Below are 18,199 nucleotides of genomic sequence, written 5' to 3' on the forward strand. Positions count from 1 at the left end.
ACTTCGCTATGCGCCGCAGACTTCCCGGCCGTTACCCACAAAGGCGCCGCGCCAATCACCCACCCGCTGGAGGGCGAAAATGCCTCAGCAAGTCATAGTCAACGCTGACGATTTCGGCCTCAGCGAGAACGAGAACGCGGTGATCCTGCGGGCCTTCCAGACCGGGCTGATCAGCTCCGCCACGGCGATGGCCAACATGCCGGCGTTTGCCGCCGCCTGCGCCATCGCAAAACACCCGCTGCTGCAAGGGCGAATCGGTCTGCACTTCAACCTGACCTATGGCTATCCGCTCAGCGAAGCCATTCTCGAACAACCGATCTTCTGCACCGACCATGGCGAGTTCGATCTGGATTTGTCTCGCCACAGCCTGTGGCTCGGCCGCTCGGCCCGGCAGGCTGTGCAGGAAGAGCTGGAGGCGCAATGGCAACGCTGCCTGGAGATGGGTTTGCAACCCAGTCACCTGGACTCGCACCACCACGTCCACAATATCTGGCCAATCGGCGAAATCGTTGCCCGCTTCGCCGCCAGCCAAAGCGTCCCCATACGCTTGGCGCGCAACCTGGGGCAAAACATCGGGCCCGGCAAACGCCTGTTCAAAACCTTGCTCAACCGGCGTCTGCGCAACCTCGCCGGCGCCACCGCCGACCATGTCTGCACCCCAGCCGATCTGCGTAATGCCCCACCACCGACCACCGGCCTGCTTGAGGTCATCATCCATCCCAACCTGCTCGGCGCCGACTTCGGCGATACCTATCTGAGCCCCGGGGAATCGTTGACTCAGGTGCTGGAGTGCCGCCTGTTGGACGTCCCACGAGTTCCTTACGGCGCGGCAGGCAAAGTGCCGACGGGATTGGCCACCGCGCTGGAATAATTGAAGTTCAGCCCTACTCCTGCCCTAACGCATAGAGCAAGGAAAGCCCCAAATGCACCATCGCGTCGTCCGAATGGTTTAAAGAAGAAGTCCTGAGGTTGATCGGCTCTCCCCCTTCTTCCCCAGGATGAACCATGCCTTGCAGCGTTACATGCAGGGCCCATACCTGCTGCCAAATCGGCTCATCCTTTGGGTCCTTGCCCTGTCTTTCAATGACGTACTTTGCGTACATCCCGGCTTCATTGGTGAAAATCCTGAGATGGGCTCTGGCGACACCAAAGGGCGACTCAATACGCCAGGAAGTACCGTCTTCAAGTATCTCAAATGTTACCCCCCAACTTTTTTTGGGGTGATCGTCATCGAATAGCGCCTTCAGCCTTTTCGTCAACCCGACAGCATATATTTTAAGCTGTTGCGCCTCTTCGGCGGCGGATGTGACGGTGGCCCACTGCTCTTCCGTTATCGATTGATATCTCATGGCAAACTCCCGGCCGGCTCGGACTTTCAATATGTCACCGCAAGCCGTACCTGCATCAAATAGACGAAAAAGCCCCGCACAGTGACGGGGCTTTTTTGACGAGTATCAGGGCTTCAGTGGCCGCTCTTCATCCAGATCTGACAGACTTTTGCCATCATCTGGATGCTTCCAGGTTTGTGGTGGCGGATTTTCTTGCTCTGTAGCTTCTTCATCATCTTCCCTGGACGGATCATTTGGCTCTCGGGGTTTGTGTTCGGTTGCCATACCTGCCTCCATTCCTTAAGGATTTCTCGTCAGTATTAAGGATAGGACAAACTCATCCGGTTAGCGCTGGATCGCAATGAAATCGATTCTCTATATCAACGACAGCGTGCGCTGATCGGCTTGACCCTCGAAATACTGCTCCAGCGCTGCACGAAAAATAGTGCCGTCGACAGCGACACGCTCGAAGAGGGTCATGCAAGAACGGAATTTCAAGTAATCCGGCGCTCCGAATATCGACTGGATTGATTGTCCCTGAAGTTGTGTCACCAGCCGGGTGCAGTCGTCCAGACGCGGGCCAAGTACCGGATGACGCAGATAGGCCGCAGCCTCATCAAGGGAGCTAATGGCAAAATGACGTGACATGTCGCTGTGACCCAGGCCGGCGTATTGGGGGAAGATAAACCACATCCAGTGGCTGCGCTTATGCCCGCTGCGCAGCTCGGCCTGGACTCGATCAAAAACCGGATCCTGCGCTTGAACGAAACGCTGCAGGCGAAAGAGATCATCAGTGCTTCTCATGTCAGCACACTCCCCTCAGGTGTCATGCATTGACTCATACCATTGCCAGTGGATGCTTGCGCTTCGGGGCGCAGAACACCCGGTCAATCGCCTGCAGATCCTCTGCGTCCAGCTTCAATGTGGCCGCTTCGGCATTTAGCCGGACATGCTCAAACCTGACGGCTTTGGGGATGGCGATGACCCCCTCCTGACGCAACACCCAGGCCAGCGACACTTGGGCGGGAGTCACACCATGACGGTGGGCGATGTGCTTGAGCGTCGGGCTATTCAGGAGTTCTCCTCCCTGGGCGATCGGGCAGTACGCCATCAGCGGCAGGCTGTGCTGCTGCCACCAGGGCAACAGGTCAAATTCGATGCCGCGCTGTTCGATGTTGTAGAGCACCTGATTGGTTGCACAGGCCGGGGATGCCAGCTCTTGCAGATCCGCCACGTCGAAATTGGAGACGCCCCAACGGTTAATCTTGCCGGCTTCGCGCAAGCGTTCGAAGGCCTCGACGGTCTCTTCGAGGGGATATTGTCCGCGCCAATGCAGCAAGTACAGATCGATATGGTCGGTGCCCAAACGCTTCAGGCTGGCCTCGCACGCGTGGGGGATGCCTTTGCGACTGGCGTTGTGCGGGTAGACCTTACTGACCAGAAACACCCGATCGCGCTGGCCTGCGATCGCTTCCCCGACCACTTCCTCTGCGCCGCCCTCAGCGTACATTTCTGCGGTGTCGATCAGCGTCATGCCCAGATCAATGCCTGATTGCAATGCTGCCACTTCATTGGCGCGCTGGTGCGGATCCTCGCCCATGCGCCAGGTCCCTTGGCCGATGACAGGGACGGATACGCCGGCCAGATCGAGCGTTCGCATTGCAACCTCCAGATGAAATCCGATGCTTATGAATGAGGCATCAGTTAAGCAAAGGGGTTCAATACGGGCAGTCAGATTTATCGTCATGAGGTCTAACGAATCAGCAAAAGCATTGTCCTAGCAGGACTCGGGCAAATAACCCGCGCATAAGGAGACAACCGTGCTTACTTGCTTTTCAAGACTGGCCTTGGTGGCTGCGATCCTGGCGTCCTCGGGATGCTTCTACCATGACTATCGCGATCGGGATTACGATCGAGACGGCCGCTATGATCACGACCATCGCCATCATAGAGACCGGGATTCGTATGACCGTCGCGACGATGACCGCAGAGGAGACGACTATCGCCGTGACTAGCGCTTTATCGTTTTAGCTGAGCCACATTGCAGTTTAGCCCGCCCATCCCGCGGGCTTTTTTTCGTCTTGGGGAAAGCGGTTTTCCAGAGGTCAGTTGACCGTAGTGATTAGCGGAGTATTCACTCGATTTTTACCCGGCGGTTCCGCGCGGGCGGCGGCTGCTTGTATCTCATTGTGTATAGCTGCCATCGCGATACACCCACTCCACTTTAGTCACGCCAATGGACACATGCCGGATACACCTGCTTGATGAACTACGCCTGTAGATCGGTGGGGGCGCCGGGCGTGTCCCCACTTCCCTGACAATGGTTCAAAGGAGTTCAAGAAAATGCAGGCAACTCTCTCATCAGCCTTGAAGGGGCTGCACCTTAACCTTGATCGAGCTGGAGACTGGATCGCACCGCTGAGCCTGCGCACTTTTCTGGCGTGGGAGTTTTTCGAGTCTGGGTTGGAGAAATGGAACGGTCAAAACTGGTTCCAGGACATCCAGGCGGCTTTCCCGTTTCCTTTTAACCACGTTCCGGCCACGCTGAACTGGGAGCTCTCCATGTGGGCAGAATTACTCTGCGCTATTGCCCTGCTTGTGGGCTTGGGAACACGTCTCTCGGCATTCATTCTGATAGTGGTCACCGTCGTAGCAACCGCCGCCGTTCACTGGCCAGCCGATTGGTCGACCTTGAGCGAACTTGCCCAAGGCTATGCCATCAGCAACAAAGGCCACGGCAACTTCAAACTGCCCGTGATCTATCTCGCAGCACTGCTGCCGCTTCTGCTCACGGGCGCCGGCAAGCTGAGCATGGATGCGTTCCTCGAACGATGCTGGTGGCGTCGGCAAACACGTTGAAGGTTTCTCTTAACTGATTGATATTTTGGCGATCCCGAACAGACACAAAAAGCCCCCGCTGCCGCAAGGCAACGGGGGCTTTTTGTTTAGATGACGCTTGGCTCTTGCGGACGCCATCTTTGCGAGAGGGGCAACGCTACGCGAACCGTAGGGGGACAGCGCTGAACCTGAAATCCCTTTAACTGACTGGCACTAGGGCAAGCCCGGATGGCAGTCAGGTAGGTTCGTCAGAAGATCAACAGATCGCAGCCTGCAGCATTCCTGGCAATCCCGCCCGCGCCGAACGTCTCTGGTTACGTCGAAGGCTTCTCTTGGCTGACCAGTATTTTGGCGAGCCCTGACAGACGCAAAAAAGCCCGACTTTCGCCGGGCCAATTATTTCAAGCGCAATCAGAATCGAAGCTTCGTGCTTTACGTCGCCGCTCCAGGGGTGTCGCCCGTTGCTTTGCTGTCAGCCCTCGCCTCCTCCAGCAGCTGTTCAATCACCTTCTCTTGCTGGGCGTAGCTGCCTTCACCAAAGTGGCTATAGCGTACTTGTCCCTTGGCATCAATCAGGTAATGGGCGGGCCAGTACTGGTTGTCGAAGGCGCGCCAGATCGCATAGTTGTTGTCGATAGCGACCGGGTAACCAATGCCGAGCTGCTTGACCTGCTGACGGACGTTACCGATGATTTTCTCGTAGCCGTACTCAGGCGTATGGACACCAATCACCACCAGCCCGTCCTTCTCGTACTTCTTCGCCCAGTCGTTCACATACGGCAGAGTGTGCTGGCAGTTGATGCAGTTGTAGGTCCAGAAGTCCACCAGGACCACTTTGCCACGCAGTGACTCGCTACTCAGAGGCGCAGAGTTCAGCCACTCGACCGCACCGGACAGTGAGGGCATGCTGCCCTTGGCTCCCAATTCCATTGATGACGCAGCGCTGACTTTGCTGACGAGATAGTCGACAGCCTTGGGGACCACTTCCAGGATACTTTGCTCAACGGCTGTGGCGCCCTCGGAAGAGGTGCCGGCAAGCAGTGTGTTATCGGTCCCGGTGGCAATGACCACCGCCGACAGCAGCACCGCGCAACCCGCCCCGCGTCTCAGCCAGCCGGTGACCGGTATCGAGGGTTTCAATCGGCTGACCAGGCCTCGGCCGGCGAAGATCAGCGTCCCCAGGGACAGTGCGCTGCCAACGCCATAGGCCAACAGCAACAGGCTGGTTTCTGCGCTCGCACCCTGGAGCATGGCGCCGGTGAGGATCACCCCGAGGATCGGCCCGGCGCAAGGCGCCCAGAGCAAACCTGTTGCGACACCTACCAGCACCGATGCTAACGGCCCGGACATCTTGCGGCTGGCGGGATCGATGTGGTTACCGAGCATGACGAAGGGACGCGCCAGCCAGGTCCCGACCTTGGCGAAAATCAGCGACAAGGCGAACAGCACCATGACGATCAAGGCCAAATACCGCCCCGTGTTATTGGCCTGGACAACCCAATCGCTGCTCACCACCGCGACGCTTGATACCAGCGCGAAGGTCAATACCATGCCGCTCAAGGTGAGAAAGACTGAAGAGCGTGTGTGGCTCGCACGGGCAAACAGGAAAGGCACGACCGGAAGAATACACGGGCTGAGGACAGTCAATATCCCGCCCAGAAAAGCAATGAGTAGCATGGGAATCACCTGCGAAATATGCGGACGAGGCACGCCGCTATGCGGCATGCCTCATTGGCTGGGGACTTGTTTCAGGGGGCAGACGAGACAGACTGGATAAGGCGAGCGATCTGTTCGCTACCGCTTCAGGCGTTTTGAGCCTGGCTGTCCAGTTGCATACCCTGCGGGGTTCGGCTCGAACCGTTCTCCGCTACTTGCATGCCCTGCGGCGTTCGGCTGGAACCGTCGGCTGCCAGCACCGGCAACGCCCCTCTGCCCGCCAATGGCGTCAGTTGGAAACAGATGCCGCTTTCGCAGCGGTGATTTTCAGTGGCGGCATTGGCATGCACGGCAACACCGGCCAGAGAAAAGACGATCGCGGTCAAAAAGCTTTTTACGTTTTTCATGAAATTTATCCTGGTTTCAAAGTAGGGCTGGACGGGAAATGGGCGCAGGGAAAATCAGCTCCCCTCGTTGCAGGAATCAGCGAATTTGCTGTAGTCGAGAATTTGCGTCTGGCCCTTGGAATCCAGGTAGGTCATGCGGGCATTCACCACCGCGCAGGAGGGCGCTGCGTCCTGTGTCATCGACAGCACTTTCTGGACATCCAGAGGCGTGCCGTAGCTGTAGGTGTGAGGTTTGGCGGTGGTTTCGGCATGGGCTGAAATCGCGCAGATGTTCAGCGCGGCAAACAGGCAGGCGGCGTAGATGGCTTTCGAGTTCATGTGCGTTTCCTCAGGCATTTAATGGGTATGTCGTTCAATGGAGCCGAGGCGTGTCGCATTGCCTCGATGGAGCCTATTGAATGCCCTTGAGGTATCCCGTTTGTGTCGAAAACAGCCGCCGGTTAAATCGGCACGTATCAAAGTGGCGCCTGGATACACAGCGATACATTCAGCCGATGCCAGTAGGCGCCCTTCCTGGCGACCGCTGCCTTGCGGGCATGACCGACATCGAATTCATCTACACTGAAAAATCCATGGGAACGCAAGACTCGATCAAGGCGTATCACTCATGAATCAGCGTTACACCCGCACGGCGATTTCCCTCCATTGGCTAATGGCGCTGGGGCTGATCGGCACCTTCGCGCTTGGCTTCTACATGCCCGACCTTGCGCTTTCGCCGACCAAGCTGAAGCTGTACTCATGGCATAAGTGGGCAGGCGTGACTCTGTTTCTTCTCGTACTGCTGCGCCTCGGTTGGCGCCTGCGCTATCACGCACCGCCCCTGCCGACGACAATTCCGGCCGTGTTGCGTGTCATGTCCCATGTCATGCATTGGCTGCTGTATGCGTTGATGATCGCGATTCCCGTCAGCGGTTGGCTCATGAGCTCGGCGGAAGGTTTCCAGACCGTGTGGTTTGGTGTATTGCCGCTGCCGGATCTGCTGCCCAAGGACGCGGCGCTGGGTGACCGCCTGAAGGACCTGCATAAGGTATTCAACTATATCTTGCTGGGTCTCGTGGTCATTCATACGGTCGCCGCACTGAAGCACCACTTCATCGATCGCAACGACGTGCTCACGCGCATGCTGCCGCAGAAGAACAAAGGCTGACCTCAAGCCATGAAGCTCGCGCCACGAGCGGAGAGTTCTATGAATTATCGATTTCTACGTTCTGCCGCGTTGGTCACCACACTCACACTCGGCGCCTTGACCTGCGCCCACGCCGTTGAATACAAGCGAGTGAACGCGGCTGCCAGCCAAATCACCTTCACCTACACCCAGATGGGCGCGAGGGTGTACGGCAGATTCGGCAAGTTCGACGCCAAGATCGACTTTGACTCGGCGAACCCCACAGCGGCCCACACCGAACTCACCATCCAGCTCGACAGCATCGACGCCGGTACCAGCGACGCCAACAGCGAACTGCAAAAGCCCGCCTGGTTCAACACAGCGAAGTATCCCGTGGCAAAGTTTGAATCGAGCAGCGTGAAGTTACTCGACAACAACCGATACGAGATCACCGGCAAGCTCGCGATCAAGGGCCGCACCCGCGACGTCAACGCGCAGGTCATTTTGAAGCCGGAGCACTCCATCGGCGTATTCAGTGGCGAGTTCATCCTCAACCGCGCCGACTTCAGCATTGGTGAAGGTGAGTGGGCCGATATCGGCATCATTTCCAACGATATCCACATCAAATTTCGCGTGGTCGTTCCCGCGCAGTAGCTGTCCTTCTGCTTGAGAGCTCGGACTTCTGCGGGATATGCCAATCCATCGACTGAAGGAAAGCGTCTTTCTCCTTCTCTCACGCTTTCTCGCTCGGCGGCGATTTACGCCACGGATAGCCCTTCGCGCTGAGCTGAAAGGCGTAATCGAATAAACGCTTCATGTACTCGCCATCGAATTTCTGACTGCGAGAAAAGTGAAAGTCAGAGCCAATGTACGCAAGATTGAAGTCCGCTCCATCCTGCTGCGCCATACGGTAAATTCGATCCAGGTCACTGATCCCCTGAGTTTGAATCAATGCACTGATGGCTCGACCGCCGATGCTCAATGTACGGCGCTTCGTCCCAGACCACTGCGGCTCCAGTTTCCCATTGCGAATGACATAGAAATTACGTTCGAGTCGCAAAGGTGCTCCGGTGGATCTGTTCAGCGCCATCATGGTGCCAGGTGGGTAAAGGAACACCTGAGTGATAACCCCTCCGTCCACGTGCATTTCCTGAAACTGTTTGCCCTCAACCTCCACATCGATCATGACGGGTGAAACTGCGCCGGGAATACTCATCGACGCGATCATGATGTTGCGAAAGAGCTCGAGCGCTCCCGGTGCTTCGCTGGAGGCAATAGTGCCCATGTTCCAAGTGACTGGCCGCCCTGAATCAAGGTCAGTTGTGCCGATCAGCAGGATTCGTCCTTTTGCGTATTCCGACGCGATCGCCGCAAGAATCTCCGCAGTGACGTACTTTGTAATGAGCCGCGACAGTGGCTTGCTGTCCGCTATACCGTCGCTGGCAAGACGGGTTAGCACGTTTCGCGAATGGAAAACGTCTTTTGGACCGATTGCGTTGGCGATATACCGAATGACGCCGTCGTACTCGGATCCCAGGTAAGCGAACGGGGCGACCAGGGCGCCCGCGCTAATGCCCGTGACGACCTTGAACATGGGTCGAGTCCCATGCGTGGTCCATCCCGTAATGAGTCCCGCTGCGAATGTGCCTGCGTCGCCGCCTCCCGAAACTGCCAGCATATTTGCCAGCGGCAGGATGTTGTTCGGCTTCCCAGCCCTGGCGAGAGCCTCACTCTCGCGTTTGTTTCCCTCAAGTGCATCCTGAATGAACAGAGTCAGGTCGCGGTCCAACCAGTAGCGAGCATTGGGAATACCTGGGATGACCGCTTTTTCCGTTAACGTTTGCGGCACAGCGTCACGGCGTGGCAAGCCTCCTTGCAGGAACATGTTCAGAGTTGAGGCACCAGGCCTGAGCAGCAATGGTTTCAAAACGTCTCCTCCGGCCCCGGCAGTCGACAGCGAACGTGCTCATCGTGTTCGGTGATATGTCCTTACCCGTGGTGCCCGAGATGGCTACACGCCAGCCGACTGCGACACGTCACTCGCACGTCCAGTAGCTCATCTTGCGCTCCTTCACATGATAAAAAAACTCGTGCCTCTTCGCCTGTCAGGATCAATATCTGGCAGCGAGAAGAACGGAGGGAGCGCACTACTACTATAATTTTGGCACGACCAAAGAACCTTCTTAGATGGCGTAGACGCCTGCCAGAAGCCTCATTACGGGGGAAATGGAATGTTCAAAACAACATCAAAAGACAGTAAGCCCTTGGTTTTTCTATCACTTTTGGCTATCAGTCTTTCGTTTATTGCAGGATGTGCACATAAACACACGGAGGTGGGTGCTGCACCTCCAACTGGGGGCTCGAGCTGCTACGCGACTGCAATGCCCACTGTTGGAGAGGGGGGCTTGGCATGGGGTTCCGATCTGCAGAAGGTAAGCACAGCGTCAATGAATAACTGCAGACGCTATGCAGGTCGATCAGGTGGAACCCCGAATACCTGCAAGATAGTGGAAGCTCGCTGCAAAAATTAATCTTGCGCTCTGTTAGCGTCGTATCGCCAAGTCCAGACAGGGTGTCCACCTGATTTTGAGGACGGACAGCTAACCCTTGGCCGATGAGAATAACGAGACACTCGTTAATCGTTATTCGTTAATTGTGTTCGCGTGAACATTTTTACCAACTTCTGCAGCAGAAATTGGTACGGAGTCTAAAATCTGAATCACCGTTAACATGTAGGCGGCTTTGGAGCCAACACCGGACCGGTGTTGGCAAAATAGATTTAAAAGTGGAGGGAACCATGAGCACTATCACCGCCATCGGCGAACCACCTGAAGCCGTCCGTCTCATAATCAAGGTTTATGCCAGCTTGCTGCTCGCAGGATTTGCGTTTGTTCCGGCCTATCTGATTGGCTACTTATTCTTCTTTCAGGACCCCACCCTTGTATTCGAGAACCACGCGTTCCATATAATTGCGATCACGGCAGCCACCTTGGAAGGCTCGTTTGTTACTTACGTAACGTGGCGCTGCTATCAGTCATCGGGAGACCCGCTGCTGCGATGGATGACACTTGGCTTTCTCGGTTTTGTGCTGATCTACGCGTTGCATGGTGCGTTCACTGGGCTCGCACACCACAATATCTGGCTCTTCCTGCTTTATGGACCGGCCTCTCGACTGGTCATGGCGATTCTGCTGTTAGTCGGAATGCTGTCGTACCACCGCCCACCTGATCCCGCGGACCAACGAATGAAGCCCCGCCGGTGGTTGACCTGGATAGGACTGTTCCTGCTGGTTGACCTGGCAGTGGCGTACGTCGCGAATTCGCCGATCGCCGGCCATCTCGCGGTGCGTCTCTCGATGGAAGGTGGAGCCCTCGTTCTTTCCTCATTGACCGTGGCAATGCTCCTGTTGCGCCGTATCCGCTCGCCGCTGATGGTGATTTTTGTCATCTCGGTCACCGCGTTCGCGTTGTCATCGCTCGCATTCATCCTTGCACGTCCGTGGAACCACATGTGGTGGCTCGCTCATGCGATCTTCGCCGCTGGATTCTTCCTGTTGAGCTATGGGGTAGTGCAAGCGTTCCTCACCACGCGGTCATTCTCGAAGATTTACAGTCAAGAGGAGCTGATGGTGCGTCTTGCCGAGGCGATGGAGTACACCGAGAACGCCCTGCAGGAACTCCAGCGCACCAATCAAGAACTCGGGCACCTTGCGGCGACCGATCCACTGACAGGCGCTGATAATCGGCGTCGGTTCATGGAGCGAGTCGAAGACGAAATTGACCGGACCAAGCGCGGCGGTGCGCCGTTCTCCGTGTTGGCACTCGATCTGGACAATTTCAAGTCCATCAACGATCGCTTCGGGCATCAGGTTGGCGATGACATCCTGAAGGGGTTCGTGCAGAAATGCCTCGATTCGATCCGGCCGTATGACGGCGTAGCCCGAGTGGGCGGGGAAGAATTCATGATACTGCTACCTCAGACTTCACTCGAAGGCGCGCGCGTAATCGCCGAACGTCTGCGAACCAGCGTTGCAAATACTTCTTTTCATAGCGGCCTGCTACGGTTAACCGTGGTCACCGTGAGCATCGGCATATCGCAATCTGGCTACGACGGCGACACCATCGAGGCAGTTCTGCACGTAGCCGATCAACGCCTGTATCACGCTAAACACCAAGGCCGTAACCGTGTGGTCACTGCCATCAAAAACAGCCTCCAACCTCTACCCTGACCATCATTCGATACCGTTAATTAATTGCGCCGATTTTTTGATGGAACATCACGCGCACCAGGAGGATTCAGTGAGTCGCACCCGCCATGTCTGCCTGATGGCGACCTATAACCAGTGGATGAACGCCAACGTCTATGAGGCGGCCAAAAGCCTGTCTGATGAAGAACTCTCAGCCGACAAGAAAGCATTTTTTGGCTCTATTCTAGGGACGCTGAATCACTTGATGGCCGGGGACATAATCTGGCTAAAGCGATTTGCCACACATCCTGCCCACCCTGCAACGCTTGAGCCGATTCGACGTCTTCCTGACCCGAAAAGCCTCGATCAATTGTTGTTCTCTACTATCCGAGAGTTCTCGAAGCACCGAGAGTGGCTCGATCGAGTCATCGTCGAATGGGCTCGCTCGATTACCGAGCCCGAGTTAGATCACACCCTTCATTACCTAAGCATGAAGGGGGTAGCGGCAGATAAGAGCTTCTACAGCCTGATCATGCATTTCTTCAACCATCAGACCCATCACCGCGGCCAGGTTACGACCCTGCTTTCTCAAGCGGGGGTGGACGTAGGCGATACGGATCTGGTCGCCCTCATCCCCTCGCAGCACTATTGAAGCTGTCTTTGCTTGTGCAGCTCCGTCTTCAGCCATGTGCTGGACGATTGGTTACCTGTTGGGCAGCGCACTTCATAGGCCTTGCCACTGATGCTGCTTTTCGGGCTTTGTTGTGTTTGCCATCAACGCCATTGAAGACAGGATAGCAAGGACAAAAAAAAGCCCGCATGCGGGCGGGCTAAGGGAATTCTTGAAAAGGAGTAGGCTCAATCTAGGCGCCTGCGAGTGAAGGCTTCGTGAAGGGTATGTCGCAAGAATGAAAAAAGGCTCTTCACCCATTGCCGTGAAAAACCTCAAATAAAGAGGTTGTCGATCATTCAGATAAGCGGCGAGAGCAATGTATCCGCACATCAACTAGGGTTCGTGGATGGTAGCCATGGAGCCAGCCGTGAAGCCCGCGCATTTTATTATCTGCTACCGCTTCAACGGGTATCGAGTCGTGTTCGTTCATCCCTCGAGAACCATGACAGAGGCAGATGCTTACTACCTCTCCTTCCTGCACTCCGGGTGCACGTTAGCCTCAAGTCCACCCTGCGGCGGTACCTTCCGAGCGATGCGAGATTTTGTGAGTCTAAGCGGCATCACCGAGGTTATGTGGCACCGGTCTTTGCAGCTTCCGACTGATACGAAAAGGCCCTGACAGATGCCGAGGCCTTGAAACAGGTTTGCAGTCTTTCCCGCCCGTGCGCAAGCATTTCTTCTGGCTTGCTCATGCCTCCCAGTCCCAATGAATTTTTGGGTTGATCGGTGGAATGCATTCGAGCGTTGCCAGGTTGAGCAGCGTGAAGTGGCCATCCATCCAGCCGGCGGTATCGATGTGATAAACGTTTCCGAGCACTGCCACCTGGCGCAGCGGGGTATGCCCGGCGACAACTGCGCGAACGCCTTCAACCACTGACCTGTCTTGATACTGAAGGCGATGGCGCGACCATTGGCATATTGCGGCCAAGTGATCTGCCTCGCTATTGCCAAGCTCGATCGCCTCTACCAGTTCGGGCCAGCTATTGCATGGGCAATCAGCGTGAACCAGCCCCACCCGTCCAGTAGCCGTCTGGACCTCAATCAGCAGCGGCAAATCGCTGAAAATGCTTGAGTAGCAGCCTTGCTCGATGCTCGAAAGAGCGTAAAACCACGCGCCACCATTGATGAAGTGAAGGCTGCCCTGACGGCTGCCTTTACCCCCTTCGTATGACTCGATCGCCATCTGCTCATGATTACCGCGAATGGCATGAAACCACGGCTTGCGCAGCAACCAGTCATCTGCGTCTAGCGATTCAGGCCCGCGGTCGACCAGATCACCAACGCTGAACAGCCGATCCACAGCAGGATCGAAGCCAGCAGCATCCAGAGCGGCCTGTAATCGGGTGAAGTGACCGTGAATGTCGCCAACAGCAAAATCGCGACCAGTGGTATTGATTTCGAAACGCCGGATCTTGTTCATATCGCCACCCCCTGCCTATTCGGTAGACCTTTTTCCAGCCAAATAATTTACGAAAAAGAAGAATCCCGGGTGACCGTCGGCCTCACCTTTGGTCGCAAGTCGATTGACTTGACGGGGGCCTTTGGAGCCCAGTAACCAACGGACTAAACCAGACCAAAAGAAGATAAGTTCATGTCGAAAATTACTGTTGTATCCGGTGATTTCCTGGCAGGTGATGCCGAATTTCGGTCTGGATCGTTCACTCTAAAATCCGCATTAAAACCTGCTCGCGAACTAACAATACCCCTTTCAAAACTGGAAACCCTGGAAACAGCAACCGAAGAAGTCGTCAATAAAACAGGCAGCATTATTCGATGGAGCCTAGCCGGCGCTTTGCTTCTAGGGCCCATTGGACTCGTTGCGGGCTGGTGGTTATGCGATAAAGAAAAGGAAGTAACCTTCTACGCAAAATTCAAGGATGGCCGCTGCTTTCTGGCCACAACTGACAGCGACACTTACTCCAAAATTTCTGCCTCTCCCCACAAATAAGTCCGATGGCCAAGAAAGCTGACTGGGTGTGATGCCAACCGTTTGGGGATTATGCTGCACCTCATGATCACGGTTTTTTACTTCCCCTTTTGAACACCACTCAGGAGAATACCTATGAATCTCGGCATCGCGGGGCGTTGGGCACTGGTTTGTGCTGCCAGCAAAGGGCTTGGCAAAGCGTGCGCCCAGGCGCTGATCAGCGAAGGCGTCAACGTTGTGATCACTGCTCGGGGCGAAGAGTCTCTGAATGAAACCGCCCATCAGTTACGTGCGTTGAACCCCGCCGTCACCGTCATTGCCGTTGCAGGCGATATCTCGTCTGCAACGGGTCGCGCTGCCGCGCTGGCTGCCCACCCGCATTACGACATCCTCATCAACAATGCCGGCGGGCCACCTCCGGGAGACTTCCGCGACTGGGACCGGGATGCCTGGATCAAGGCACTGGATGCCAACATGCTCACCCCCATTGAGCTGATCAAGGCAACAGTGGATGGTATGGCCGAACGAGGTTTCGGCCGTATCATCAACATCACCTCGAGCGCCGTTAAGTCCCCCATCGAGAGTCTTGGCCTGTCAAACGGAGCACGCAGCGGGCTGACCGGTTTCATTGCAGGGCTCGCCCGGCAAGAGAACATCGCCAACCGCAACGTGACCATCAACAACCTTCAACCGGGCTCGTTCGACACCGATCGGTTGCGCAACAACCTGGTAGAAGCAGCAGAAGCCCTCGGACAGGACAGCGAAGCCTTCCTGGCCGACTGCCGTCGAGAGATCCCGGCAAAGCGCTTTGGCTCTCCTGAAGAGTTCGGCGCTTTTTGCGCGTTTGTGTGTAGCGCTCACGCCGGCTATTTCACAGGGCAGAACCTATTGATTGACGGAGGCGCTATTCGCTCCAGTCAGTGATTGCATAAGGTCGGGAAACGGGGGGACTCAATCTATTTCGTACTGCGGCAATGCGTCGTTGATCTCGAACCGCGGCGCAAGTTGTGCACTAGCCAACACATGCATAATTTCCACTCCAGGCGACTAGTGGTACTTGAGCGCGAAACCCCGCCTTCCTACGATATATTCACGCGGCTGCTCAAATGCTTCAGCAGCTGCGTGGATGGTGAGTGATCTGAACGCATACCAAGCTCGCCATTCGCTCCATGCGCATCTTGAGCCTCAATGGCTCTACTTCCTCCCCATCAAAGAGCTTTGAGGCCCTTTTTTGTCCTGAAAAGGGGAATGTAGCCTCGGGCGAGCACATGCCATCCAGCGCTATAGGCATTCACGAACAGCGTTCTTGATCGCACTTTTTACAATATGCAGCGGTGAGCCTTCGTAGAAGAAAACGTTGCTGCCCGTTTTGCTTTTTGAAACTTCCAGCACGTCATCTGCCGTCAAACTGCTAGAGACCGTCAACCTGAATCCATTGGACGTCTTGACCACTTGAGATTTGGGGTCAGCTGCCTTCCATTTGGTATGTACGCATGACGCATACTGCTCTGGGGTTTTTGCGCTTGTTTCCCTTTCAGTCGGCGCGTTCGGACTCAACGCCGAGGGAAGTGAGCAGCCAGCCAACAGAACGCTGGACATGCCAATGGCAATAATCTTTTGCATGCAAACTCCTTATTCAAAAAGCAGTAATGCTTTGCTCTGTTCCTTACGTTGACCGGATCACTATCGTCGAGGCGAGCGTCACTTAGTGGTTCACGGATATGAAGCTATCGGCACCACCTGAACAATATTTAATGTAGTCATTCCTTGGCTCCACCGAGAAGCGGACGTTCGATCGTTGATCAGCGAATGTCCGCTCTCGTTCATCATGCCTTAGAACTGCTTCCGGGTCGGCGGACGGCTCTCACCTTCCCGCTACTTCCGCCTCCACAGAAGAACTGATCGCCGCCATCGGACTCGAGCCCCGATACGCCTACTCCAGGCGGCATTTTAAGACTCTCCAGCACCTCTCCCGTTCGAGAATCGACTCGCCTCAAATCGCTCTCTTCACCTTCCCAGGTGCCGTGCCAGAGTTCTCCGTCGATCCAGGTGACCCCGGTGACGAAGCGGTTGGACTCGATGGTGCGAAGAATCGCGCCTGTTTGAGGATCGATTTGATGAATCTTCCGGTCCCGATACTGGCCCACCCAGAGTGTCCCTTCGGCCCACGTAAGCCCCGAGTCACTGCCGCCACCGGGCGCCGGGATCGTGGCAAGCACACGGCCGGTCTTCGGATCGATCTTCTGGATGCGATCCTCGGCGATCTGAAACAAGTGCTGGCCGTCGAAGGCCGTTCCTGCATGCGCGGCGACATCAATCGAGCGCAGCGTCTTCCCGCTCGCCGGATCCAGAGCGTTCAGCTTGTCTCCAGAAGCAAACCAGACGTGCTGACCGTCGTACGTGACCCCATGCACGCTGTCGACACCCGGAAAGGGTCCATATTCACGGACGATTTCAACCTCTGATCGTTTCATGTTTCCATCCTCTTCACTGGGTAGTGGAGTGCATCCTAGTCACTCGGTAGTGGTGCGGTGAGTAACAAAGTCGTCGCGAATCCCGGCACAGGCGGGGTTATCCAACGACGCGCGCGCCCGCGACCAAACGACTGCACCTTGCCTGCTGCCGCAAGCGAGTCGAGTGCCCGCTGCACGGTGCGCTGGCTGGCTCCGAGCGCAAGCGCCAGGGCCGAGCTCGACCACGACTCACCATCGGCAAGGAAGGCGAGCACCGCCGCATGCGCCTCTTCGACGGGCCGCGCCAGCACGACGACCTCGCCTGCGCTGCACGGCACCAGCGCAAACCCTCGCTTCGTCGCGATCACGCCGGCCAGCGGCAGAAGCGCCGCGCGAAGCCGCCCGACTTCGACTCGCAACCGCGCGCGATGCGACTCATCAGCGAGCTTCAATCGAAAGGCTCGCACGATGAGCGTCTCCCTCGGCACCTCTGCGGGCCATGCTTCGCCCAGCGCGCGTGCGAGTGCGAACAACACCGGACGCCTTGCGAGCGAGACCAACGAGCGTGCATCACGCACCACATGACGGCACGCGTCCACAACGAGCACCCTTGACACCAGTAACGCTTCAACCTCCTCGAGCAGCAGGAACCGCTCCTCGCCATGTGCAATCAGGCGTGCCGCGGGCGTGTTCAGGACGAGAGAGGCGCTTTCGACCTCTGCTGTCAGCGCTGGGATACCTGCGTGGCGCGCGGCGCGCTCGGCCCGAGCGAGGGCTGCGCGCGCCGTCTTCGTGCGCAGGTGTCGCATCGCGATCCCCGCAACGAGCAGCTCGTGGGCGGCCCTCAACGCGGGCGGTAAAGGCGTGGGGTCGAGCTCGGCGAGCATACGCTCGGCCTCGTCGAGGCGCCCGATCAGGAGCAAGCGCCGGATCTCGAGATACCGCGCATGCGCGGCGTTCACCCGGTCGCCGTGCTCCTCGAGCGTCGCCCGCGCTGCGTCGAGCGCCTTCGCCGGCCAACCCAGATCGCGCGAGGCGAGCGCAACCTCGGCCTCGGCGACCACACACCTTGCGCGGGCCAGGGCTTCTTTCGGACCGAAGGCACGCGCCGCACTTCGAAGCAGAGCCTTCGCTCGAACAAGCTCGCCGAGCTGCGCCATCGCGATGCCTCGAAGCGCGAGCGCAGGCGCATCGTCGCGCAAGGCGACCCGATTCAGTGCGCCGAGGGGATCACCCGCCGCAAGCGCACGCGCCGCGGCCGTGATCAGCGAGTCCATCGCAATCGCGCCACACTTGTCACTCCCACCGTTAGGTGACCGGTGCTTAGTCTATCTCACGACCACCCACCCGCACGTCGTATCGAGAACTGAACGAACGACGAAGCACACCCCCGGGAGAACAATGATGACCAGACACATGACCGGAACACGTGAGGAATGGCTGGCAGCGCGGCTCGAGCTGCTCGAAGCGGAAAAGGCGCTAACCCGGCGCAATGAGACGGGCCCTTGGTGGCGCCGGCATGACGAGTACGACAAGGACTGACTTGAAAACTTCTTCGTTCGTGCTGCCCGCCGTGAGGCCCCCACAAACACAACACATCCTCCGCGCACAAAAAAGCCCACTGAC

The 18,199-nt window shown here is 56.9% G+C and carries 22 protein-coding genes and 1 pseudogene; 10 read left to right on the forward strand and 13 right to left on the reverse strand.

Features of this window, described 5'->3' with window-relative positions; translation table 11 throughout:
- The first annotated feature begins 79 nt into the window (after positions 1–79).
- Positions 80–871 (forward strand): ChbG/HpnK family deacetylase, encoded by a 792-nt coding sequence (locus ACN1C3_RS09325; RefSeq protein ID WP_419115520.1) that lies wholly within the window; start codon positions 80–82, stop codon positions 869–871.
- A 13-nt stretch (positions 872–884) separates the two neighbouring features.
- Here the strand turns inward: ACN1C3_RS09325 and ACN1C3_RS09330 are convergent, their stop codons facing one another.
- The 4 genes from ACN1C3_RS09330 to ACN1C3_RS09345 form a co-directional block, all read right to left on the reverse strand.
- A complete protein-coding gene (locus ACN1C3_RS09330) occupies positions 885–1,349 on the reverse strand; it encodes a hypothetical protein (protein WP_419115521.1) in 465 nt (154 codons plus the stop codon).
- A 105-nt stretch (positions 1,350–1,454) separates the two neighbouring features.
- Positions 1,455–1,613 (reverse strand): hypothetical protein, encoded by a 159-nt coding sequence (locus tag ACN1C3_RS09335; protein WP_419115522.1) that lies wholly within the window; start codon positions 1,611–1,613, stop codon positions 1,455–1,457.
- A 90-nt stretch (positions 1,614–1,703) separates the two neighbouring features.
- Positions 1,704–2,132 carry a DUF1810 domain-containing protein gene (locus ACN1C3_RS09340; protein WP_419115523.1) on the reverse strand — a complete coding sequence of 143 codons (429 nt, stop codon included), beginning with the start codon at positions 2,130–2,132 and terminating at the stop codon, positions 1,704–1,706.
- Between the two features lie 34 nt (positions 2,133–2,166).
- Positions 2,167–2,988 carry an aldo/keto reductase gene (locus ACN1C3_RS09345; protein ID WP_419115524.1) on the reverse strand — a complete coding sequence of 274 codons (822 nt, stop codon included), beginning with the start codon at positions 2,986–2,988 and terminating at the stop codon, positions 2,167–2,169.
- A 227-nt stretch (positions 2,989–3,215) separates the two neighbouring features.
- Between ACN1C3_RS09345 and ACN1C3_RS09350 the strand changes: the two genes are divergently transcribed.
- Positions 3,216–3,359: a hypothetical protein gene (locus ACN1C3_RS09350; RefSeq protein ID WP_419115525.1), complete on the forward strand. Its 144-nt coding sequence runs from the start codon at positions 3,216–3,218 to the stop codon at positions 3,357–3,359.
- Positions 3,360–3,671: 312 nt separating this feature from the next.
- Positions 3,672–4,187 carry a DoxX family protein gene (locus ACN1C3_RS09355; RefSeq protein WP_419115526.1) on the forward strand — a complete coding sequence of 172 codons (516 nt, stop codon included), beginning with the start codon at positions 3,672–3,674 and terminating at the stop codon, positions 4,185–4,187.
- 411 nt (positions 4,188–4,598) lie between these two features.
- Here ACN1C3_RS09355 and ACN1C3_RS09360 read toward each other — a convergent pair whose 3' ends face one another.
- The 3 genes from ACN1C3_RS09360 to ACN1C3_RS09370 all read right to left on the reverse strand — a co-directional run bounded on the left by ACN1C3_RS09360 (position 4,599) and on the right by ACN1C3_RS09370 (position 6,547).
- On the reverse strand, positions 4,599–5,843 hold the full coding sequence (locus ACN1C3_RS09360) for a cytochrome c biogenesis protein DipZ (RefSeq protein ID WP_419115527.1): 1,245 nt from the start codon (positions 5,841–5,843) through the stop codon (positions 4,599–4,601).
- Positions 5,844–5,968: 125 nt separating this feature from the next.
- Entirely contained in the window at positions 5,969–6,229 is a 261-nt protein-coding gene (locus tag ACN1C3_RS09365; RefSeq protein ID WP_419115528.1) for a hypothetical protein, read from the reverse strand.
- A 54-nt stretch (positions 6,230–6,283) separates the two neighbouring features.
- Complete coding sequence (locus tag ACN1C3_RS09370; RefSeq protein ID WP_419115529.1) at positions 6,284–6,547, reverse strand: DUF2790 domain-containing protein; 264 nt, start codon at positions 6,545–6,547, stop codon at positions 6,284–6,286.
- Positions 6,548–6,836: 289 nt separating this feature from the next.
- Between ACN1C3_RS09370 and ACN1C3_RS09375 the strand changes: the two genes are divergently transcribed.
- Both ACN1C3_RS09375 and ACN1C3_RS09380 read left to right on the forward strand, forming a co-directional pair.
- The gene (locus tag ACN1C3_RS09375; protein ID WP_419115530.1) at positions 6,837–7,376 is read left to right on the forward strand and encodes a cytochrome b; all 540 of its coding nucleotides are present in this window, start codon (positions 6,837–6,839) and stop codon (positions 7,374–7,376) included.
- 39 nt (positions 7,377–7,415) lie between these two features.
- Entirely contained in the window at positions 7,416–7,988 is a 573-nt protein-coding gene (locus ACN1C3_RS09380; protein ID WP_419115531.1) for a YceI family protein, read from the forward strand.
- Between the two features lie 79 nt (positions 7,989–8,067).
- Here ACN1C3_RS09380 and ACN1C3_RS09385 read toward each other — a convergent pair whose 3' ends face one another.
- Positions 8,068–9,261, reverse strand: a complete 1,194-nt coding sequence (locus tag ACN1C3_RS09385) for a patatin-like phospholipase family protein (protein ID WP_419115532.1) — start codon at positions 9,259–9,261, stop codon at positions 8,068–8,070.
- A gap of 870 nt (positions 9,262–10,131) precedes the next feature.
- Here ACN1C3_RS09385 and ACN1C3_RS09390 point away from each other — a divergent pair.
- Both ACN1C3_RS09390 and ACN1C3_RS09395 read left to right on the forward strand, forming a co-directional pair.
- Positions 10,132–11,562 carry a GGDEF domain-containing protein gene (locus ACN1C3_RS09390; protein WP_419115533.1) on the forward strand — a complete coding sequence of 477 codons (1,431 nt, stop codon included), beginning with the start codon at positions 10,132–10,134 and terminating at the stop codon, positions 11,560–11,562.
- A 70-nt stretch (positions 11,563–11,632) separates the two neighbouring features.
- Positions 11,633–12,172, forward strand: coding sequence for a DinB family protein (locus ACN1C3_RS09395; protein ID WP_419115534.1), 540 nt, complete (start codon positions 11,633–11,635; stop codon positions 12,170–12,172).
- On the opposite strand, the pseudogene ACN1C3_RS09400 reads toward ACN1C3_RS09395, so the two are convergent.
- Both ACN1C3_RS09400 and ACN1C3_RS09405 read right to left on the reverse strand, forming a co-directional pair.
- A pseudogene (locus ACN1C3_RS09400) lies at positions 12,166–12,273 on the reverse strand (DUF5329 family protein); the annotation flags it as partial. The gene ACN1C3_RS09395 and the pseudogene ACN1C3_RS09400 overlap by 7 nt on opposite strands.
- Positions 12,274–12,881: 608 nt before the next feature.
- The gene (locus tag ACN1C3_RS09405; protein WP_419115535.1) at positions 12,882–13,613 is read right to left on the reverse strand and encodes a metallophosphoesterase; all 732 of its coding nucleotides are present in this window, start codon (positions 13,611–13,613) and stop codon (positions 12,882–12,884) included.
- Positions 13,614–13,784: 171 nt separating this feature from the next.
- On the opposite strand from ACN1C3_RS09405, the gene ACN1C3_RS09410 reads away from it, so the two are divergent.
- Entirely contained in the window at positions 13,785–14,141 is a 357-nt protein-coding gene (locus ACN1C3_RS09410) for a hypothetical protein (protein ID WP_419115536.1), read from the forward strand.
- 114 nt (positions 14,142–14,255) lie between these two features.
- Entirely contained in the window at positions 14,256–15,044 is a 789-nt protein-coding gene (locus tag ACN1C3_RS09415; RefSeq protein WP_419115537.1) for an SDR family oxidoreductase, read from the forward strand.
- 357 nt (positions 15,045–15,401) lie between these two features.
- Here ACN1C3_RS09415 and ACN1C3_RS09420 read toward each other — a convergent pair whose 3' ends face one another.
- From ACN1C3_RS09420 to ACN1C3_RS09430, 3 genes are all read right to left on the reverse strand, one after another.
- Complete coding sequence (locus ACN1C3_RS09420; protein ID WP_419115538.1) at positions 15,402–15,743, reverse strand: hypothetical protein; 342 nt, start codon at positions 15,741–15,743, stop codon at positions 15,402–15,404.
- Between the two features lie 203 nt (positions 15,744–15,946).
- Positions 15,947–16,594, reverse strand: a complete 648-nt coding sequence (locus ACN1C3_RS09425; RefSeq protein WP_419115539.1) for a glutamine cyclotransferase — start codon at positions 16,592–16,594, stop codon at positions 15,947–15,949.
- Between the two features lie 35 nt (positions 16,595–16,629).
- Positions 16,630–17,850, reverse strand: a complete 1,221-nt coding sequence (locus ACN1C3_RS09430; RefSeq protein WP_419115540.1) for a helix-turn-helix domain-containing protein — start codon at positions 17,848–17,850, stop codon at positions 16,630–16,632.
- A gap of 127 nt (positions 17,851–17,977) precedes the next feature.
- Here ACN1C3_RS09430 and ACN1C3_RS09435 point away from each other — a divergent pair, with 127 nt between their 5' ends.
- On the forward strand, positions 17,978–18,115 hold the full coding sequence (locus ACN1C3_RS09435) for a hypothetical protein (RefSeq protein ID WP_419115541.1): 138 nt from the start codon (positions 17,978–17,980) through the stop codon (positions 18,113–18,115).
- Positions 18,116–18,199: the final 84 nt, after the last annotated feature.

The sequence above is a fragment of the Pseudomonas sp. H11T01 genome (assembly GCF_048515765.1).
Lineage (GTDB): Bacteria > Pseudomonadota > Gammaproteobacteria > Pseudomonadales > Pseudomonadaceae > Aquipseudomonas.

Bases quoted from the DNA above. Each gene is read 5' to 3' on its own strand.
- ACN1C3_RS09325 (WP_419115520.1), top strand. From the start codon at position 80: ATGCCTCAGCAAGTCATAGTCAACGCTGACGATTTCGGCCTCAGCGAG.
- ACN1C3_RS09330 (WP_419115521.1), bottom strand. From the start codon at position 1,349: ATGAGATATCAATCGATAACGGAAGAGCAGTGGGCCACCGTCACATCC.
- ACN1C3_RS09335 (WP_419115522.1), bottom strand. From the start codon at position 1,613: ATGGCAACCGAACACAAACCCCGAGAGCCAAATGATCCGTCCAGGGAA.
- ACN1C3_RS09340 (WP_419115523.1), bottom strand. From the start codon at position 2,132: ATGAGAAGCACTGATGATCTCTTTCGCCTGCAGCGTTTCGTTCAAGCG.
- ACN1C3_RS09345 (WP_419115524.1), bottom strand. From the start codon at position 2,988: ATGCGAACGCTCGATCTGGCCGGCGTATCCGTCCCTGTCATCGGCCAA.
- ACN1C3_RS09350 (WP_419115525.1), top strand. From the start codon at position 3,216: ATGACTATCGCGATCGGGATTACGATCGAGACGGCCGCTATGATCACG.
- ACN1C3_RS09355 (WP_419115526.1), top strand. From the start codon at position 3,672: ATGCAGGCAACTCTCTCATCAGCCTTGAAGGGGCTGCACCTTAACCTT.
- ACN1C3_RS09360 (WP_419115527.1), bottom strand. From the start codon at position 5,843: ATGCTACTCATTGCTTTTCTGGGCGGGATATTGACTGTCCTCAGCCCG.
- ACN1C3_RS09365 (WP_419115528.1), bottom strand. From the start codon at position 6,229: ATGAAAAACGTAAAAAGCTTTTTGACCGCGATCGTCTTTTCTCTGGCC.
- ACN1C3_RS09370 (WP_419115529.1), bottom strand. From the start codon at position 6,547: ATGAACTCGAAAGCCATCTACGCCGCCTGCCTGTTTGCCGCGCTGAAC.
- ACN1C3_RS09375 (WP_419115530.1), top strand. From the start codon at position 6,837: ATGAATCAGCGTTACACCCGCACGGCGATTTCCCTCCATTGGCTAATG.
- ACN1C3_RS09380 (WP_419115531.1), top strand. From the start codon at position 7,416: ATGAATTATCGATTTCTACGTTCTGCCGCGTTGGTCACCACACTCACA.
- ACN1C3_RS09390 (WP_419115533.1), top strand. From the start codon at position 10,132: ATGAGCACTATCACCGCCATCGGCGAACCACCTGAAGCCGTCCGTCTC.
- ACN1C3_RS09405 (WP_419115535.1), bottom strand. From the start codon at position 13,613: ATGAACAAGATCCGGCGTTTCGAAATCAATACCACTGGTCGCGATTTT.
- ACN1C3_RS09410 (WP_419115536.1), top strand. From the start codon at position 13,785: ATGTCGAAAATTACTGTTGTATCCGGTGATTTCCTGGCAGGTGATGCC.
- ACN1C3_RS09415 (WP_419115537.1), top strand. From the start codon at position 14,256: ATGAATCTCGGCATCGCGGGGCGTTGGGCACTGGTTTGTGCTGCCAGC.
- ACN1C3_RS09420 (WP_419115538.1), bottom strand. From the start codon at position 15,743: ATGCAAAAGATTATTGCCATTGGCATGTCCAGCGTTCTGTTGGCTGGC.
- ACN1C3_RS09425 (WP_419115539.1), bottom strand. From the start codon at position 16,594: ATGAAACGATCAGAGGTTGAAATCGTCCGTGAATATGGACCCTTTCCG.
- ACN1C3_RS09430 (WP_419115540.1), bottom strand. From the start codon at position 17,850: ATGGACTCGCTGATCACGGCCGCGGCGCGTGCGCTTGCGGCGGGTGAT.
- ACN1C3_RS09435 (WP_419115541.1), top strand. From the start codon at position 17,978: ATGACCAGACACATGACCGGAACACGTGAGGAATGGCTGGCAGCGCGG.